A 13,554-nucleotide genomic window follows, 5' to 3' on the forward strand; every position below is an offset into this window, starting at 1 on the left:
TGTCAACAAGACTTGACATTCAGCCGCAGGGGACGATGAAAGAGAGCAAGTAAGGAGGCCTCCATGACCGACAAGACGATGCTGCGCGCCCTCAAGGGTGAAGTTCTTCCCACGCCCCCGGTTTGGCTGATGCGGCAGGCGGGCCGTTATCTGCCCGAATACCGGGCCACGCGCGCGCAGGCGGGCGACTTCCTTTCGCTGTGCTACACGCCCGATCTGGCGGCGGAAGTGACGCTGCAACCGATCCGCCGCTATGGCTTTGACGCCGCGATCCTGTTTGCCGATATCCTGCTTTTGCCGCAAGCGCTCGGGCTCGATCTGTGGTTTGAAACCGGCGAAGGGCCGCGCATGTCCACCGTCACTTCGATGGCGGGCGTGAAGGCGCTCAAGGGCAAGGATGACATCCACGACAAGCTCGCCCCGGTCTATGAGACCTGCCGCATCCTCGCGCGCGAGCTGCCGAAAGAAACCACCTTCATCGGCTTTGCCGGCATGCCCTGGACCGTCGCCACCTACATGATCGCGGGCCGCGGCTCGAAAGATCAGGCCGCCGCGCACAAGCTCAAGGACACCGACCGCGCCGCCTTCTCGGCGCTGATCGACGCCGTCACCGATGCAACGATCGAATATCTCTCCAAGCAGGTCGAAGCGGGCTGCGAAGTCGTCAAGCTCTTCGACAGCTGGGCCGGCTCGCTCAAAGGGCAGGATTTCGAAGATTTCGCGGTCGAACCGGCCAAGCGCATCACCGCAGAGCTGAAAGCGCGCTTCCCCGGCCTGCCGGTCATCGCCTTCCCGCGCGAAGCGGGCGAGGGCTATATCGGCTTTGCGAAAAAGACCGGCGCCGATTGCGTGGCGATCGACAATTCGGTCTCGCCCGAATGGGCCGCCGCGAATGTGCAAAAAGACGGCTGCGTGCAGGGCAACCTCGACCCGTCCTATATGGTGACGGGCGGGCAGGCGCTGGTCGAAGCCACGCAGAAGGTGGTGGCGGCGTTCAAGAACGGGCCGCATATCTTCAACCTCGGCCATGGCATCACCCCCGAGGCCGACCCGGAAAACGTCACGCTCCTGATGGAAACCATCCGCAAGGGCTAAGCTGCGGTCGGGGAGACCAAAGCAAAAGGGGGCCACGCGGCCCCCTTTTTATGTCGATTGTCAGGCCCTGTGTCAGGCCTTGCGCGGCTTTTTCGGTCCGGGCTTGCCGGGTTTCGGCCCGGGCCCCGGCTTCGCGCCATATTTCGCTTTCGGCTTGCCGTCCTTGGCGGCGGCACCATGGCCCCCCTCACGCGCCCAGGGCGCGGCCTTGCGGCCCTTGGGCGCCGCGCCATCGGGTTTGCGGGCCGGGCGCTCTGCCGGCTCGAACCGCGCCTCACCCTCGGCACGCTCCTCGCGCGGCGGCCCCTTGCGATGCGGCTTCGGCGCCGGTTTGTCGCCATAGCTGCGCGCCGCATAAGGCTTTTTCTCGTAGGGCTTGCGCTCGGCGCGCTCGCCCCCCTTGTTGCCCCAGCGCGCGGGCTTCGGCGCCGGGCGGTCGAGCCCCTCGGGCATGCCCGGCAGCGTCTCGACGGTGCATTTGCCTTCCATCACCCGGTCAGGACCGAGCCCCGCCTCGAACCGCGCGGCCATGCTTTCATGGATCTGCACGAAGGTCTCGTCCTGCATCACCCGGATCATGCCGATGTCGCGGCGGGTCAGATCCCCCGCGCGGCACAGCATCGGCAAAAGCCATTTCGGATCGACCCATTGGTCATGCCCCATCGAGAGCCGATACCAGCGCGCGGCACCAAATTCTTCGCGCGCCCGCGGCTTCGGCCCCTCGCCCACCGTCATCGGCACGATATCTTCGGGCGGGGTCCGCGCGGCGCGGAACTGGCGCAGCACCGCTGCCGCCAGTTGCTTGGCCGGAAACGCCGCCAGCAACCGCTCGACCGCGTCGAATTCCTCAGCCGTCACCGGCTCGGTGAGGCCGGGCTCGGTCAGCATCCGCTCTTCGTCCCGCGCGAGAATCGCCTCCGGCGTCGGCGCGGTATCCCAGGTCACGGCAACGCCCGCCTCGCGGATCAGCCGCTCGGCCTTGGCGCGAATATTCGCCGGCACGACAATCGCCGAAAGCCCCTTGCGCCCGGCGCGACCGGTGCGGCCCGACCGGTGCAAAAGCCCCTCGCGGTTCATCGGCAGATCGGCGTGGATCACCAGTTCAAGCCCCGGCAGGTCAATGCCGCGCGCAGCCACATCGGTGGCAATGCACACCCGCGCCCGCCCGTCGCGCATCATCTGCAGCGCGCGCGAGCGCTCATCCTGCGTCAGTTCCCCCGACAGCGCCACCACCGAAAAGCCGCGGTTGAGAAGCCGCCCGGTCAGATGCGCCACGGCCGCGCGCGTCGAGCAAAACACGATCGCCCGCTCCGCCTCATGGAAGCGCAACAGGTTCACGATCGCATTTTCCCGGTCGCTGCGGTCCACCAGAAGCGCGCGGTAGTCAATGTCGGCATGGCTTTCGCGCGCGGTGATGGTGGAAATCCGCTCCGCCTCGCGCTGGAACGTGCCCGCCAGCCGCTCGATCTCGCGCGGGACGGTGGCCGAAAACATCAGCGTGCGGCGGTTCTCGGGCGAGGATTCGAGAATGAATTCCAGATCTTCGCGGAAGCCAAGGTCAAGCATCTCATCGGCCTCGTCGAGCACCACCGCAGAGAGCGCGGCCAGATCAAGCGCACCGCGCCGGATATGGTCGCAAATCCGCCCCGGCGTGCCCACAACGATATGCGCGCCGCGTTCGAGCGCGCGGCGCTCGGCGCGGGCATCCATGCCGCCCACGGCGCCCGCGATCACCGCCCCCGCGCCCGCATAAAGCCAGCCCAGCTCGCGGCTCACCTGCATCGCAAGCTCGCGCGTCGGCGCCACGACCAGCGCACGCGGCAAATCGGGGTAAGGCGAAATCCCCGACTCGCCGATCAATTCGTCCGCCATCGCCAAGCCAAAAGCGACGGTCTTGCCCGACCCCGTCTGCGCCGAAACGAGCAGGTCGCGCCCCGCGATCTCGGGTTTCGTCACCGCCTCCTGCACCGGCGTGAGGGCTTCATAGCCTCGCGCGACCAGCGCCTGTGCGAGCGCTGCGGGAAGATGGGGAAACTCGGTCATGGGGGCGCTTTCATATGGCGGAAAGGGCGGCTTCTACGCTCCTTCCGCCTGAAAAGAAAGCCCAGAGTGCAAAGAGCCTGAAAATACTGCCCTTCGACTTTGTGCAAATATCCCGGGGGGTGAATTGCCCAAAGGGCAAGAGGGGGGCAGCGCCCCCCTGCCCGGGCTTGCCAAGCGCGGTCGCAACGGGAAAGATGCGCCCAACCACGGAGGCCCTCATGCGCATGCTCCCGCTTCTCACCCTGTTCGCCCTTGGCACTCTTGCCGGCTGCGGCACGCCGCAAGAGCGCTGCATCCAGCGCGAAACCCGCGAATTGCGCAACTTGCAATCGCTCCAGGCCGAAGTCGAGGGCAACCTCGCGCGCGGCTATGCCTATGAAGACTATGAGGTGCCGATGACCCGTTGGGAGGTCTGCGGCATGGACCGGATCAGCCGCGCCGATGGCACGGTGATCGAGAAATCGCGCATGTGCCTTGAGGATTACACCGTCACCCGCACCCGGCAGGTGCCGATCGACCCGGCCGCCGAAGCGCGCAAGCGCGACGGGCTCAGGGCCAAGATCCGCGCCCTCACCCCGGCCGCCAATTCCGCGGTGGCGGCCTGCAAGGCCAGCTATCCCGAGTGATCAATAGGCGGGCACGCAGACCGGATCGAGAAGGCCTCGCCCGCCGTCGACGGTGACGATCTGCCCGGTGACAAAGCCCGCGCCGGGCGAGGCCAGATATTGCACCGTGTCGACCAGCTCCGAGGCGGCGGCGATCCGGCCCAGCGGCGTGCCCTCGGCAATCGCGCCGCGCCACGGCGTGTTTTCCTTCAACGCCACTTGCAGCGAGGCGCTCATCAGCGAGGCAAAAGCCACGCCATTCACCCGGATCCGGTGCGGCGCCAACGCCACTGCCAGCGCCCGCGTCGCCTGATCCTGCGCCGCGCAGGCAATGGAATAATTGAGCAATTGCGGCTGGTTGCGGCAGCCCGCGAGGGTCGAGACATTGATGATCGAGCCAAGCTCCCCCTCGCTCCGCTCTTCCTTCTCGGCCTGCGCGATCATCCGCTTCGCGGTCATCTGCGCGAGCCGCAGGCTCGATTTCATGTTCTGGGCCAGCATCTCGTCAAGCCCGGTGTCGGAGGGGTCGAGCGGATCGGGCGTGGGCGCGAAAACCCGCGCGGCATTGACCAAAATGTCAATCCGTTCAAAGGCATCCACGGCAGCCGAAAGCAGATTGGCGGCGGTGAGCTTTTCACACAGGTTGCCGGTGAACAGCCGCACCGGGCCGTTTTCATCGCGCGCCGCATCGCCCCATTCGGCCTGCAGCCGCGCCTCGTCGATATCGGCGCAGATCACATGCGCGCCCCGGTCAAGGAAGTGGCGCGCGATGGCAAGGCCGATGCCGTTGGCGGCACCGGTGACGATTGTGGTCTTGCCGGAAATGGCGAGGGTCATGCAGGCTCCTTTGGCCGCTTCGGGGGAACCGATCTCAGCGCCGGCTGCGCACGACGCGGCGGGTTTTCACCGGTTCGGGCGCGGCGGCGGGCGGCTTGCCCGCATGGGCAATCGGCCGTTCGGCATGGAAGATACGGAAGGCGCCGTCGCGCCCGGTGGGCGGGGTGATCTCGGTCACTTCGTGGAAACGCTCGCGCAGCACCGCCTCATAGGGCAGATGCCGGTTCGCCACCATCCAGAGGCTGCCCGAAAGCGAGAGCATGCCCGCCGCCGCACGGATGAACGCGGCCCCAAGGGCGGGATCGGCGGCGCGGGTGGTGTGGAAAGGCGGGTTCATCACCACGCAAAGCGGCCGCGGATCGGCAGGGGTGAAACTGCGCGCATCGGCCCAGTGAAACACGGCCCGCGGATCGGTCACGTTCTGGCGCGCGCAGTCGAGCGCGGCGGCCTCCGCCTCAACGAGGTCGAGCCGCTCCACCCCCTGCCGCGCAAGGATCTGCGCGGAGAGCCAGCCCCAGCCGGCGCCAAGGTCAACCACACGGGCCGGCAGATGCTCGGGCAGGCACGCCGCCAGAAGCGCCGAGCCGCGGTCGATGCCCTCGGCGGAAAACACGCCGGGCAGCGTGGTAAAGCCCTCCGCCGGGGTGATCGGCGCTGCGGCCCATGCCGCAAGCGCCTTTGGCGCGGCGGCAAAGGCAAAGATCTTGCCATGCGCCTTGGAGATCGGGTCGGAGACGGCGATCTGTGCGCGCAAATCCTTGAGCAGGGAATCGATGCCGTCGGTCTTTTGCCCGTCCACAAAGATCGGCCCGCCCGGCGTCACAAGGGAACAGGCGGCGGCCAGAAGCGCGCGCGCCTCGGCCTTGGCGCGGGGCACAAACACCACCGCCGCCGCATAGCGCCCCTCGGGCGCGGGAGAGACCTCGAAACCGCGCGCCTTGAGCGCATCGTGATCGGGGCGGAACCCCTGAATGACATGGAGGCGCGCTTTGGGAAGCGCGGAAAGATCCGTGTCGGCAGTGGCACGGAAGGCGGCAATCCGCCCTTCAGGCGGCACAACAGCAAGCGCGTCAAACGCGAGCGACAGGCGGGACTGGCTCATTTTTGGCTCAGAGGGCGGACGCCCTCACTCCTTTTCCATCGTGCATTGCAACGGATGCTGATGGCGGCGGGCAAAATCCATCACCTGCGCCACCTTGGTCTCCGCGACCTCGAAGGAATAGACCCCCACCACCGCAAGCCCCTTCTTGTGCACCGTCAGCATGATCTCGAAGGCCTGGGCATGGCTCATGCCGAAAAACCGCTCAAGGATATGCACGACGAATTCCATCGGCGTGTAATCGTCGTTCAGAAGCAACACCTTGTACATCGGCGGGCGCTGCGTGCGGGTCTTGGTTTTGGTGGCGAGCCCGGCATCGCCCTCGTGGTCGCCATCATCTCCGGCGCTGGCCATAAGGGGGTGAAGCACGGGGTCCTCCGGGGGCAGGGAATCGTTGCGCATGAGGGGCAATATAGGAACATGGTGTCAGAAAAAAAGCCTTTGCGAAACAGTTGCCAAATCCGCCCCCTCGCGGCAGGCTGCCGCGGCACCGGCCAACGCCGCACACGCACTGGGGGAAAGCATGGCTCTGAGCACGATCGGGTTCGACGCCGATGACACGTTGTGGCACAACGAGCGCTTCTTTCACCTCACCCAGGCCCGGTTCGAGGCGTTGCTGAGCGCGCATGCGGAGCCCGCGCATCTGCATGAGCGGCTGCTGCAGGCCGAGCGGCGCAATGTTGGCGCCTATGGCTTTGGTGTGAAGGGCTTCACCCTTTCGATGATCGAGACCGCGATCGAGGTCAGCTCCGGCCGGGTGCCTGCCACGGTGATCGGCGAAATCCTTGCGGCGGGGCGCGAGATGCTCGCCCATCCGATCGAACTGATGCCCAAGGCGCGCGCCGCGGTGGAGGCGCTGTCGGGGCGGTTCCGGCTTGTTCTGGTGACAAAGGGCGATCTCCTTGATCAGGAACGCAAACTTGCACAATCGGGCCTCGGCGATCTGTTCGACGCGGTCGAGATCGTCTCCGACAAGACCGCCGAAACCTATACGCGGGTGTTTGCCCGCCACGGCACCGGGGCCGAAGAGGCGATGATGATCGGCAATTCGTTGAAATCCGATATTCTGCCAATGCTGGCCGCGGGCGGATGGGCGGTGCACGTGCCCCATGAGCTGACCTGGGCGCTCGAACATGCCCCCCGCCCGGAGGGCCATCCACGCTTTGCCGAACTCATGGATCTGGGCGGGCTTGAGTCCGTGATCACAAGAATAGGATGACCACGCCGAAAGCATGGCCGCGACCCCTCCCAAAGCCTGAGAGCGCCCAGGCCACCCCATCAGATGCGGCAAAACAGGGCTCACACCACTACATATTGTAGCAAGCCCCGATCCGTTGCTTTAGGGCCGCAGTCGAACCCTTTGAATCTTGATGGTTTTCACCGCGAAAAAGCCGTGTTACGTTAGCCGCAAGCTTCTGTTCAAAAGGAAGCATCCAGAGGCAAATCAAGGGCAGTTCCGTGACCAGGCTTTCGCGCTGGGTCCGTTCAGGGCTAGTAGCAATCCTACTCGTTGTGGCGCCGGTGGCGCTGTGGGCGGCGCCTTTCGCCGCCTATGTGATGGACGCACGCACCGGCGAGGTGCTCTATCAGCAAAATGCGGATACGCGGCTCCATCCCGCTTCGCTCACCAAGATGATGACGCTCTACATCACCTTTCAGGAAATCGAATCCGGCCGGCTCACCCTCGACACGATGGTGACCGTTTCCGCCAATGCCGCCGGTCAGGCCCCTTCGCGCCTCGGGCTGAAAAAGGGCCAAAAAATCGCGGTGCGCTACCTGATCCGCGGGGCCGCGATCAAATCCGCGAACGACGCTGCCGCGGCGCTTGGCGATTACATCGGCGGCAACGAGGCGAATTTTGCCGCCCGCATGACCGCGACCGCCAAGCAGCTCGGCATGAAGAACACCACCTTCAAGAACGCCAACGGGCTCACCCGCGCCGGGCACCTGTCGACCGCGCATGACATGGCGATCCTCGGGCGCCATGTGCTTTATGATTTCCCGCAATATTACAACCTGTTCTCGCGCCGCACCGCCGATGCGGGCGTGATGCGCGTGGCCAACACCAACCGCCGCTTCCTCGATGCATACGAAGGCGCCGACGGCATCAAGACGGGCTACACCGTGCCCGCCGGCTTCAACCTCGTCGCCTCGGCCAAGCGCGGCAACAAGCGGATCATCGCGGTGGTGTTCGGCGGCACCTCGACGGCCAGCCGCAACGCGAAAGTGGCCGAACTCCTGGATCTCGGCTTTGCCCGCGCCCCCGATCGCGCCCGCACCGAAAAACCCGAGCCGCCGATGCTGCTGGCCAATGCCGCCAACGACATTGCCGGGCCGCAGGTGGATGGGGCGCCAGACAGCCCCGAAGAGGGCGAAGAGGCGCGCGTGGCAGGCCTTGCCCGCAGCCCGCGCCCGCTCTCCCGCCCCGCCCCCGTGGCGCTGGCGGCCGCCCCGGCCGCCGTGCCGCAGGTTGATGCCGATGCGATCGCCGCCGCCGTGGCGCTGGCCGCTGCGGCCCCGCCCGCAGACGCTCCTGCCGCCCCGCCCGCCATCGCGCTCGCCGCCGAACCCGCCGCCGAACCCGCTGTCTCGGTGCGCCCGGCTCAGGGCACCACGCGCCCCAGCGCAAAACCCGCCGCAAAACCCGCTGCGCCCGAGGTTCAGCTGGCCGTGGCCACGCCGGAGGAAGATCTGGCCGGGCCGGAAACGCCGATTGCGCTGTCCCAACTCACCGCGCCGCAACCCGAGACGCTGGCGATGATGGACGAAGGCGTGATCGAGCAGGGCGATGCCGATGCCGGCGCGCCGATCTTCATCCAGACGGCGACGCCGCAACCCGAGACGCTGGCAATGGATCGGCGTCATCGCAACGACACGGTGATCCTCGCCGCACTCGGCCCCCCCGCCCCCGCGCCGCAAGCGCGCCGCGAAGTGGTGGCCCGCGCCTCGAGCGCCGGCGGGCGCCAATACGGCATCAGCCTTGGCAAATATAACTCGCAATATGCCGCCGAACAGGCGCTTTTGAAAACGGCCCTGATGGAAAGCACCGCGCTCGGCGAGGGGCTGCGCAAGGTCGCCGCGCGCCCCACCGGGCATGAGGCGCTGTTTGTGGGCCTCACCCGCGCCGATGCAGACCTTGCCTGTGCCCGTCTGGCCGCGCGCGCGGTCACCTGCTCGGTGATCGGGCCGTAACGCGCCGCTCCTTTCAAAACGCAAAGGCCCGGGCGCTTTGCCCGGGCCTTTGCGTTATGCGCCCCCGGTTCAGAGCTTCGGATGGTCGTCGTATTTGCTGGAAAGGATGCGCTCGGCATCCCCCTTCGGGTCGTCATATTGCCGGTTCCTGAGCGCCCAGACAAAGGCAACAAGGCCAAAGCCGCCCAGAAACAGCGAGATCGGGATGAGATAGGTCAGCACCGACATGGGCGGTCTCCTTAGCGCAGCCTGAGTGAATTGAGCGACACGGTGATCGAGGATGCAGACATCGCCAAAGCCGCCATCAACGGCGTGGCAAAACCGACCAATGCCAGCGGCACGGCGATGACGTTGTAGAGCGCCGAGACCGCGAAGTTCTGCTTGATGCGGGCCCGCGCCTGCACGGCGATGCGCAGCGCATCGCCCACGGGCGAAAGATCCTGGCCAAGGAGCACGATGTCAGAGGCGGTGCGCGCGGCATCGAGCGCGGAGGCCGGCGAGATCGAGACATGGGCGGCGGCAAGTGCTGCGGTGTCGTTGAGACCGTCGCCCACCATCAGCACCCGCGCCCCCTGCCCCATCCGCTCGGCCACGAGCGCCGCTTTCTCCGCCGGCAGCGTGGCAGAGCGCCACTCGCGAATGCCAAGCCGGGCGGCAAGCGCGGCGACCGCCGCCTCGACATCGCCCGAAACAAGAAGCACCTCCTTGCCCTGCGCCTGCAGGAGTGCCACAGCTTCGGCAGCGCCGGGGCGCAGATGGTCGGAAAAGCGGAAGGTGACGGGCGCGGCCTCTCCCACCCGCAGATGCGTCGCCGTGGTCTCGGCGGGCGGCGCGCCCACCCAGTCCGACCGGCCCAGCCGCAGCACGCGCGCGCCAAGCCGCCCCTCCACGCCAAACCCCGGCACCTCGCGCAGATCGTCGAGCCGCGCGGGCACGATCCCCTGTGCCAGAGCCGCGCCGTGGAGCGCCTTTGCCAGCGGATGCGCCGACGCCGCCGCCAGAGCCGCGGCGATCGAAAGCATTTCGGTGTCAAAATCCGCAAGGTTCTCGGGCACCGGCGCGCCCATCGTCAGCGTGCCGGTCTTGTCAAAAACAACCGTGTCCACCTCGGCAAGCCGCTCAAGCGCGGTGCCGTCCTTGATCAGCAGCCCCTTGCGGAAGAGCTTGCCGCTCGCCGCCGTCACCACCGCGGGCACGGCAAGGCCAAGCGCGCAGGGGCAGGTGATGATCAGCACCGAAGCGGCAATATTGACGGCAAGGCGCAGATCCCCCCCGCTCGCCCAGAGCCAGAAGCCGAAGGCCGAGAACGAGAGCAAATGCACGAGCGGCGAATAGAGCCGCGCGGCGCGTTCGGCCAAGGTCGTGTAGCGGGTCTTTGCGCTCTCGGCCATGGCGACAAGGTCGGCCATGCGGTGGAGCGAGCTGTCTTTGCCCGCCGCCGTCACGCGCAGGGTGAGCGGGCCGGTGAGGTTCACCTCGCCCGCCGAGAGCATCGTGCCGGGGCCCACATAAACGGGGAGCGTCTCGCCGGTCAAAAGCGAGCGGTCGGTCTCGGAACTGCCCTCGATCACCTCGCCGTCGGCCGGGATGCGCCCGCCCGGACGCAGCCGGATCAGGTCTCCGGGGCGCAGATCGGCCACCGGCACCACCTGTTCCACCCCGCCCCGCCAGAGCGTTGCGCGCGGCACTTCCAGCGCGGCAAGCTCTTCGGCGGCAGAGCGCGCCACGGCGCGGGTGCGGTAATCGAGATAGCGCCCGACAAGCAGGAAGAAGGCGAGCATCACCGCCGCGTCGAAATAGGCGTGATGGCCATGGTGCATGGTCTCGAAGATCGAGATGCCGGAGGCCAGCACGAGCGCCAGCGAGATCGGCACATCCATATTGAGCCGGCCATGGCGCAGCGCGCCCCAGGCGGAGGCAAAGAACGGCTTGCCGGCAAAAACCACGGTGGGCAGCGCAATCGCCGCCGAGATCCAGTGGAACATGTCGCGCGTGGCGGCCTCTGCCCCCGACCAGACGGCGATCGACAGAAGCATGATGTTCATCATCGCGAAGCCCGCGACACCGATGCGCATCAAAAGGTCCCGCCCCCGCTTGTCGGTCTCGGTGGCCGAGAGCATGCCGGGGTCAAGCTCATAGGCTTCATAGCCGATGCGGTCGAGCCGGGCGATCAGGTCTTCCGCCGCCACCCCCGCCTCGGCATCGACCGAAACCCGCTTGAGCGTCAGGTTCACCCGCGCCGAGCGCACGCCGGGGGTGGCCTCCATCTCGCGCTCGACATCGGTGATGCAAACGGCGCAATGCGCGGTGGGCAACGAGAGCATGATCCGCGCGCCCTTGATATCGCCCGATCTGGCGAGGTCTTCTGCCGAGGGCGCCGCAAGGCAGGCCGGGCAGGCAGAGGCAGAAACATGGTCTTCGCCCGCATCCGCGGCGAGATCATAGTCGGGCGCTTGGCGCGCGGGCGCGAGGGGGTAAACAGTCATCTGGGCTCAGCCCTCGACGAAGAAATCGAGCCTCTGGCGGAAGAGCGTGCCATCGGCGGCTTTTGCGGTGAGATGGATCAGCCAGGCGCCGGGCGCGAGCACCATCGGCGCGGCAAAAACGCCATCGGTCAGCGTCATCTCTGGGGTCTGGTCGTCGGCCGACATGGTGGTGCGGCCGACGAGAATATCAAGATCCGCGACCGGGGCAGGCGCGCCCGCCCGGTCACGGATGGCGATGGTGAGAACGCCGTTTTCATAGCGCGGCGCGACCGTCCAGCCGAGCCGCTCCTGCGCGTCGCGGTCGATATCGAAGGTCTGCGAGGCAACGTAGGAATTGGCCACCTCAAGGCCGGGGAAGGTTTTGATGGCATTATAAGCCATCGTCACGTTGACCGCGATGATCAGGCCGAAAAAGCCCACGAACATCGCCAGAACCTTGCGCCCGGTCAGAGGTTTTGCCATCTTACTTGCCCTTGCCGTTGAACACCGTATTGGCCGAGTCCTGAACGGGCTCGTCTTCGCCAACCTGCTCGACCCAGATCTTGATGTCGGTGCGGTTGGCTGCGGCCAGTTTCGATCCGGGGCCAGCATCAAGATAAAGACGCTGGTTGTAAAGCTGATCCGCCGGAACGGTGACGGTGTCGCTTGCCTGCCCCTCCAGCGTCAGTTTCAACGCCTGGGTTTCCTCGTAATCATCGGTGGTGGCCGAGATCCGGTATTCAACCGTTTCGCCATGCTTGTTGCGGATCCGCATCGTGTAAATGTTGCGGATCGTGCCATCGGGCTGAAGCACATAGAGCGGATCGCGGTTCGGCGTGACGTTGAAATCCAGCGGCGAGCGCATCACCAGCGCGACCACGAGTGCAACGCCGATGCCCCCCCAGAGGGTGAAATACAGCAGCGTGCGCGGACGCAGCACATGCTTCCAGATATTCGTCACCTTGTTGCCGGCGCGCTCGTTCGCCTCGTCTTTGAGCGCCATGTAGCCGACAAGGCCGCGCGGCTTGCCGATCTTGTCCATGATCTCGTTGCAGGCGTCGATGCAGAGCCCGCAGGTGATGCATTCCAGCTGCTGGCCGTTGCGGATGTCGATCCCCATCGGGCAAACGTTGAAACAGGCCATGCAATCAATGCAATCGCCCTGCCCTTCGGCCACCTGCCCCTTGTGCAGCTTGCCACGCGGTTCGCCGCGCCATTCGCGGTAAGCGATGGTGATCGTGTCTTCGTCCATCATCGCCGCCTGAATCCGCGGCCACGGGCAGGCATAAATGCACATCTGCTCGCGCGCGAAGCCGCCAAAGGCAAAGGTGGTGGCGGTGGCGACAGCGATCGTGGTGTAGGCCACCGGCGAGGCCGTGCCGGCAAAGAGGTCACGCACCAGCGTGGGCGCATCGGTGAAATAGAACACCCAGGCGCCGCCGGTGGCGAGCCCGATCAAGAGCCAGAGCCCCCATTTGGTGAGCCGCTTGCGGATCTTTTCGGCATTCCAGGGCTGGCGGTGCAGCCGGATGCGGTTGTTGCGGTCGCCCTCGACCCAACGCTCGACGAGAATGTAAAGATCGGTCCAGACCGTCTGCGGGCAGGCATAGCCGCACCACACGCGCCCCAGCGCCGAGGTGAAGAGAAAGAGGCCGAGCCCCGCCATGATCAGCAGGCCCGCGACGAAGTAAAACTCATGCGGCCAGATTTCGAGACCGAAAAAGAAGAAACGGCGATTCGCGAGATCGAGAAGCACCGCCTGATCGGGCAGCGCCGGGCCACGGTTGTAGCGGATCAGCGGCAGCACGTAGTAGATGCCGAGCATCAGCGCCATCAGGATCCATTTCAGAGAACGGAATTTACCGGAAATACGCTTCGGAAAAACGGGTTCGCGCGCGGCGTAAAGCGGCGCGTCGTCGGTCGGTTCGGTGGAGCTCACGGGTTTATCTCCGTTGGCATGTCGCGTGCATCCGGGCCGCTGCATCGGCTCCGGGAGGATGCCTCGATACGCAATTTCGATATGTGCATGCAAAGACAGATTTGCGATACACCAATGCGCCGGGGCTGTCATCGTGCCGCGCCTGAGTGCCACATGGGACCAAATGTCGCAAGGGCAGAGAGGTGGAGGGCAAGCGTAAACACCGACGCCCCAAGAAACGCGCGAACAGGACGGGGCGTCGGTGCACATCAGGGCAGCCCGAAGGCTGCCCTGACTATC

General features: G+C 66.1%; 12 protein-coding genes. 4 read left to right on the forward strand and 8 right to left on the reverse strand.

The window, feature by feature from the left end; genetic code table 11:
• Positions 1–63 precede the first annotated feature (63 nt).
• Positions 64–1,095 carry a uroporphyrinogen decarboxylase gene (gene hemE, locus ACFSM0_RS00070; RefSeq protein ID WP_377385332.1) on the forward strand — a complete coding sequence of 344 codons (1,032 nt, stop codon included), beginning with the start codon at positions 64–66 and terminating at the stop codon, positions 1,093–1,095.
• A gap of 72 nt (positions 1,096–1,167) precedes the next feature.
• Here the strand turns inward: hemE and ACFSM0_RS00075 are convergent, their stop codons facing one another.
• Complete coding sequence (locus ACFSM0_RS00075; protein ID WP_377385335.1) at positions 1,168–3,138, reverse strand: DEAD/DEAH box helicase; 1,971 nt, start codon at positions 3,136–3,138, stop codon at positions 1,168–1,170.
• A 218-nt stretch (positions 3,139–3,356) separates the two neighbouring features.
• Between ACFSM0_RS00075 and ACFSM0_RS00080 the strand changes: the two genes are divergently transcribed.
• Positions 3,357–3,764 (forward strand): hypothetical protein, encoded by a 408-nt coding sequence (locus ACFSM0_RS00080; RefSeq protein ID WP_377385338.1) that lies wholly within the window; start codon positions 3,357–3,359, stop codon positions 3,762–3,764.
• Here ACFSM0_RS00080 and ACFSM0_RS00085 read toward each other — a convergent pair whose 3' ends face one another.
• The 3 genes from ACFSM0_RS00085 to clpS are packed head-to-tail and all read right to left on the reverse strand — an operon-like array spanning position 3,765 to position 6,033.
• The gene (locus ACFSM0_RS00085) at positions 3,765–4,580 is read right to left on the reverse strand and encodes an SDR family NAD(P)-dependent oxidoreductase (RefSeq protein WP_377385341.1); all 816 of its coding nucleotides are present in this window, start codon (positions 4,578–4,580) and stop codon (positions 3,765–3,767) included.
• Positions 4,581–4,614: 34 nt separating this feature from the next.
• On the reverse strand, positions 4,615–5,682 hold the full coding sequence (locus tag ACFSM0_RS00090) for a class I SAM-dependent methyltransferase (RefSeq protein ID WP_377385344.1): 1,068 nt from the start codon (positions 5,680–5,682) through the stop codon (positions 4,615–4,617).
• Positions 5,683–5,706: 24 nt separating this feature from the next.
• Entirely contained in the window at positions 5,707–6,033 is a 327-nt protein-coding gene (gene clpS / locus ACFSM0_RS00095; RefSeq protein WP_377385696.1) for an ATP-dependent Clp protease adapter ClpS, read from the reverse strand.
• A gap of 169 nt (positions 6,034–6,202) precedes the next feature.
• On the opposite strand from clpS, the gene ACFSM0_RS00100 reads away from it, so the two are divergent.
• On the forward strand, positions 6,203–6,898 hold the full coding sequence (locus tag ACFSM0_RS00100) for an HAD family hydrolase (protein ID WP_377385347.1): 696 nt from the start codon (positions 6,203–6,205) through the stop codon (positions 6,896–6,898).
• 239 nt (positions 6,899–7,137) lie between these two features.
• On the forward strand, positions 7,138–8,871 hold the full coding sequence (locus tag ACFSM0_RS00105; RefSeq protein WP_377385350.1) for a D-alanyl-D-alanine carboxypeptidase family protein: 1,734 nt from the start codon (positions 7,138–7,140) through the stop codon (positions 8,869–8,871).
• A 69-nt stretch (positions 8,872–8,940) separates the two neighbouring features.
• On the opposite strand, the gene ccoS is transcribed toward ACFSM0_RS00105, so the two are convergent.
• The 4 genes from ccoS to ccoG are packed head-to-tail and all read right to left on the reverse strand — an operon-like array spanning position 8,941 to position 13,320.
• The gene (ccoS, locus tag ACFSM0_RS00110) at positions 8,941–9,099 is read right to left on the reverse strand and encodes a cbb3-type cytochrome oxidase assembly protein CcoS (RefSeq protein WP_377385353.1); all 159 of its coding nucleotides are present in this window, start codon (positions 9,097–9,099) and stop codon (positions 8,941–8,943) included.
• Positions 9,100–9,110: 11 nt separating this feature from the next.
• Entirely contained in the window at positions 9,111–11,357 is a 2,247-nt protein-coding gene (locus ACFSM0_RS00115) for a heavy metal translocating P-type ATPase (protein WP_377385356.1), read from the reverse strand.
• A 6-nt stretch (positions 11,358–11,363) separates the two neighbouring features.
• Entirely contained in the window at positions 11,364–11,819 is a 456-nt protein-coding gene (locus tag ACFSM0_RS00120; RefSeq protein WP_377385359.1) for a FixH family protein, read from the reverse strand.
• 1 nt (position 11,820) lies between these two features.
• Positions 11,821–13,320, reverse strand: coding sequence for a cytochrome c oxidase accessory protein CcoG (gene ccoG, locus ACFSM0_RS00125; RefSeq protein WP_377385362.1), 1,500 nt, complete (start codon positions 13,318–13,320; stop codon positions 11,821–11,823).
• Positions 13,321–13,554: the final 234 nt, after the last annotated feature.

The organism is Rhodobacter lacus (genome assembly GCF_042683065.1).
GTDB classification, from domain to species: domain Bacteria; phylum Pseudomonadota; class Alphaproteobacteria; order Rhodobacterales; family Rhodobacteraceae; genus Rhodobacter; species Rhodobacter lacus.

Coding starts and splice junctions, on each gene's coding strand:
- ACFSM0_RS00080 (WP_377385338.1), top strand. CDS start 3,357: ATGCGCATGCTCCCGCTTCTCACCCTGTTCGCCCTTGGCACTCTTGCC.
- ccoG (WP_377385362.1), bottom strand. CDS start 13,320: ATGCAGCGGCCCGGATGCACGCGACATGCCAACGGAGATAAACCCGTG.
- ACFSM0_RS00120 (WP_377385359.1), bottom strand. CDS start 11,819: ATGGCAAAACCTCTGACCGGGCGCAAGGTTCTGGCGATGTTCGTGGGC.
- ACFSM0_RS00075 (WP_377385335.1), bottom strand. CDS start 3,138: ATGACCGAGTTTCCCCATCTTCCCGCAGCGCTCGCACAGGCGCTGGTC.
- hemE (WP_377385332.1), top strand. CDS start 64: ATGACCGACAAGACGATGCTGCGCGCCCTCAAGGGTGAAGTTCTTCCC.
- ACFSM0_RS00100 (WP_377385347.1), top strand. CDS start 6,203: ATGGCTCTGAGCACGATCGGGTTCGACGCCGATGACACGTTGTGGCAC.
- ccoS (WP_377385353.1), bottom strand. CDS start 9,099: ATGTCGGTGCTGACCTATCTCATCCCGATCTCGCTGTTTCTGGGCGGC.
- ACFSM0_RS00085 (WP_377385341.1), bottom strand. CDS start 4,580: ATGACCCTCGCCATTTCCGGCAAGACCACAATCGTCACCGGTGCCGCC.
- ACFSM0_RS00115 (WP_377385356.1), bottom strand. CDS start 11,357: ATGACTGTTTACCCCCTCGCGCCCGCGCGCCAAGCGCCCGACTATGAT.
- clpS (WP_377385696.1), bottom strand. CDS start 6,033: ATGGCCAGCGCCGGAGATGATGGCGACCACGAGGGCGATGCCGGGCTC.
- ACFSM0_RS00090 (WP_377385344.1), bottom strand. CDS start 5,682: ATGAGCCAGTCCCGCCTGTCGCTCGCGTTTGACGCGCTTGCTGTTGTG.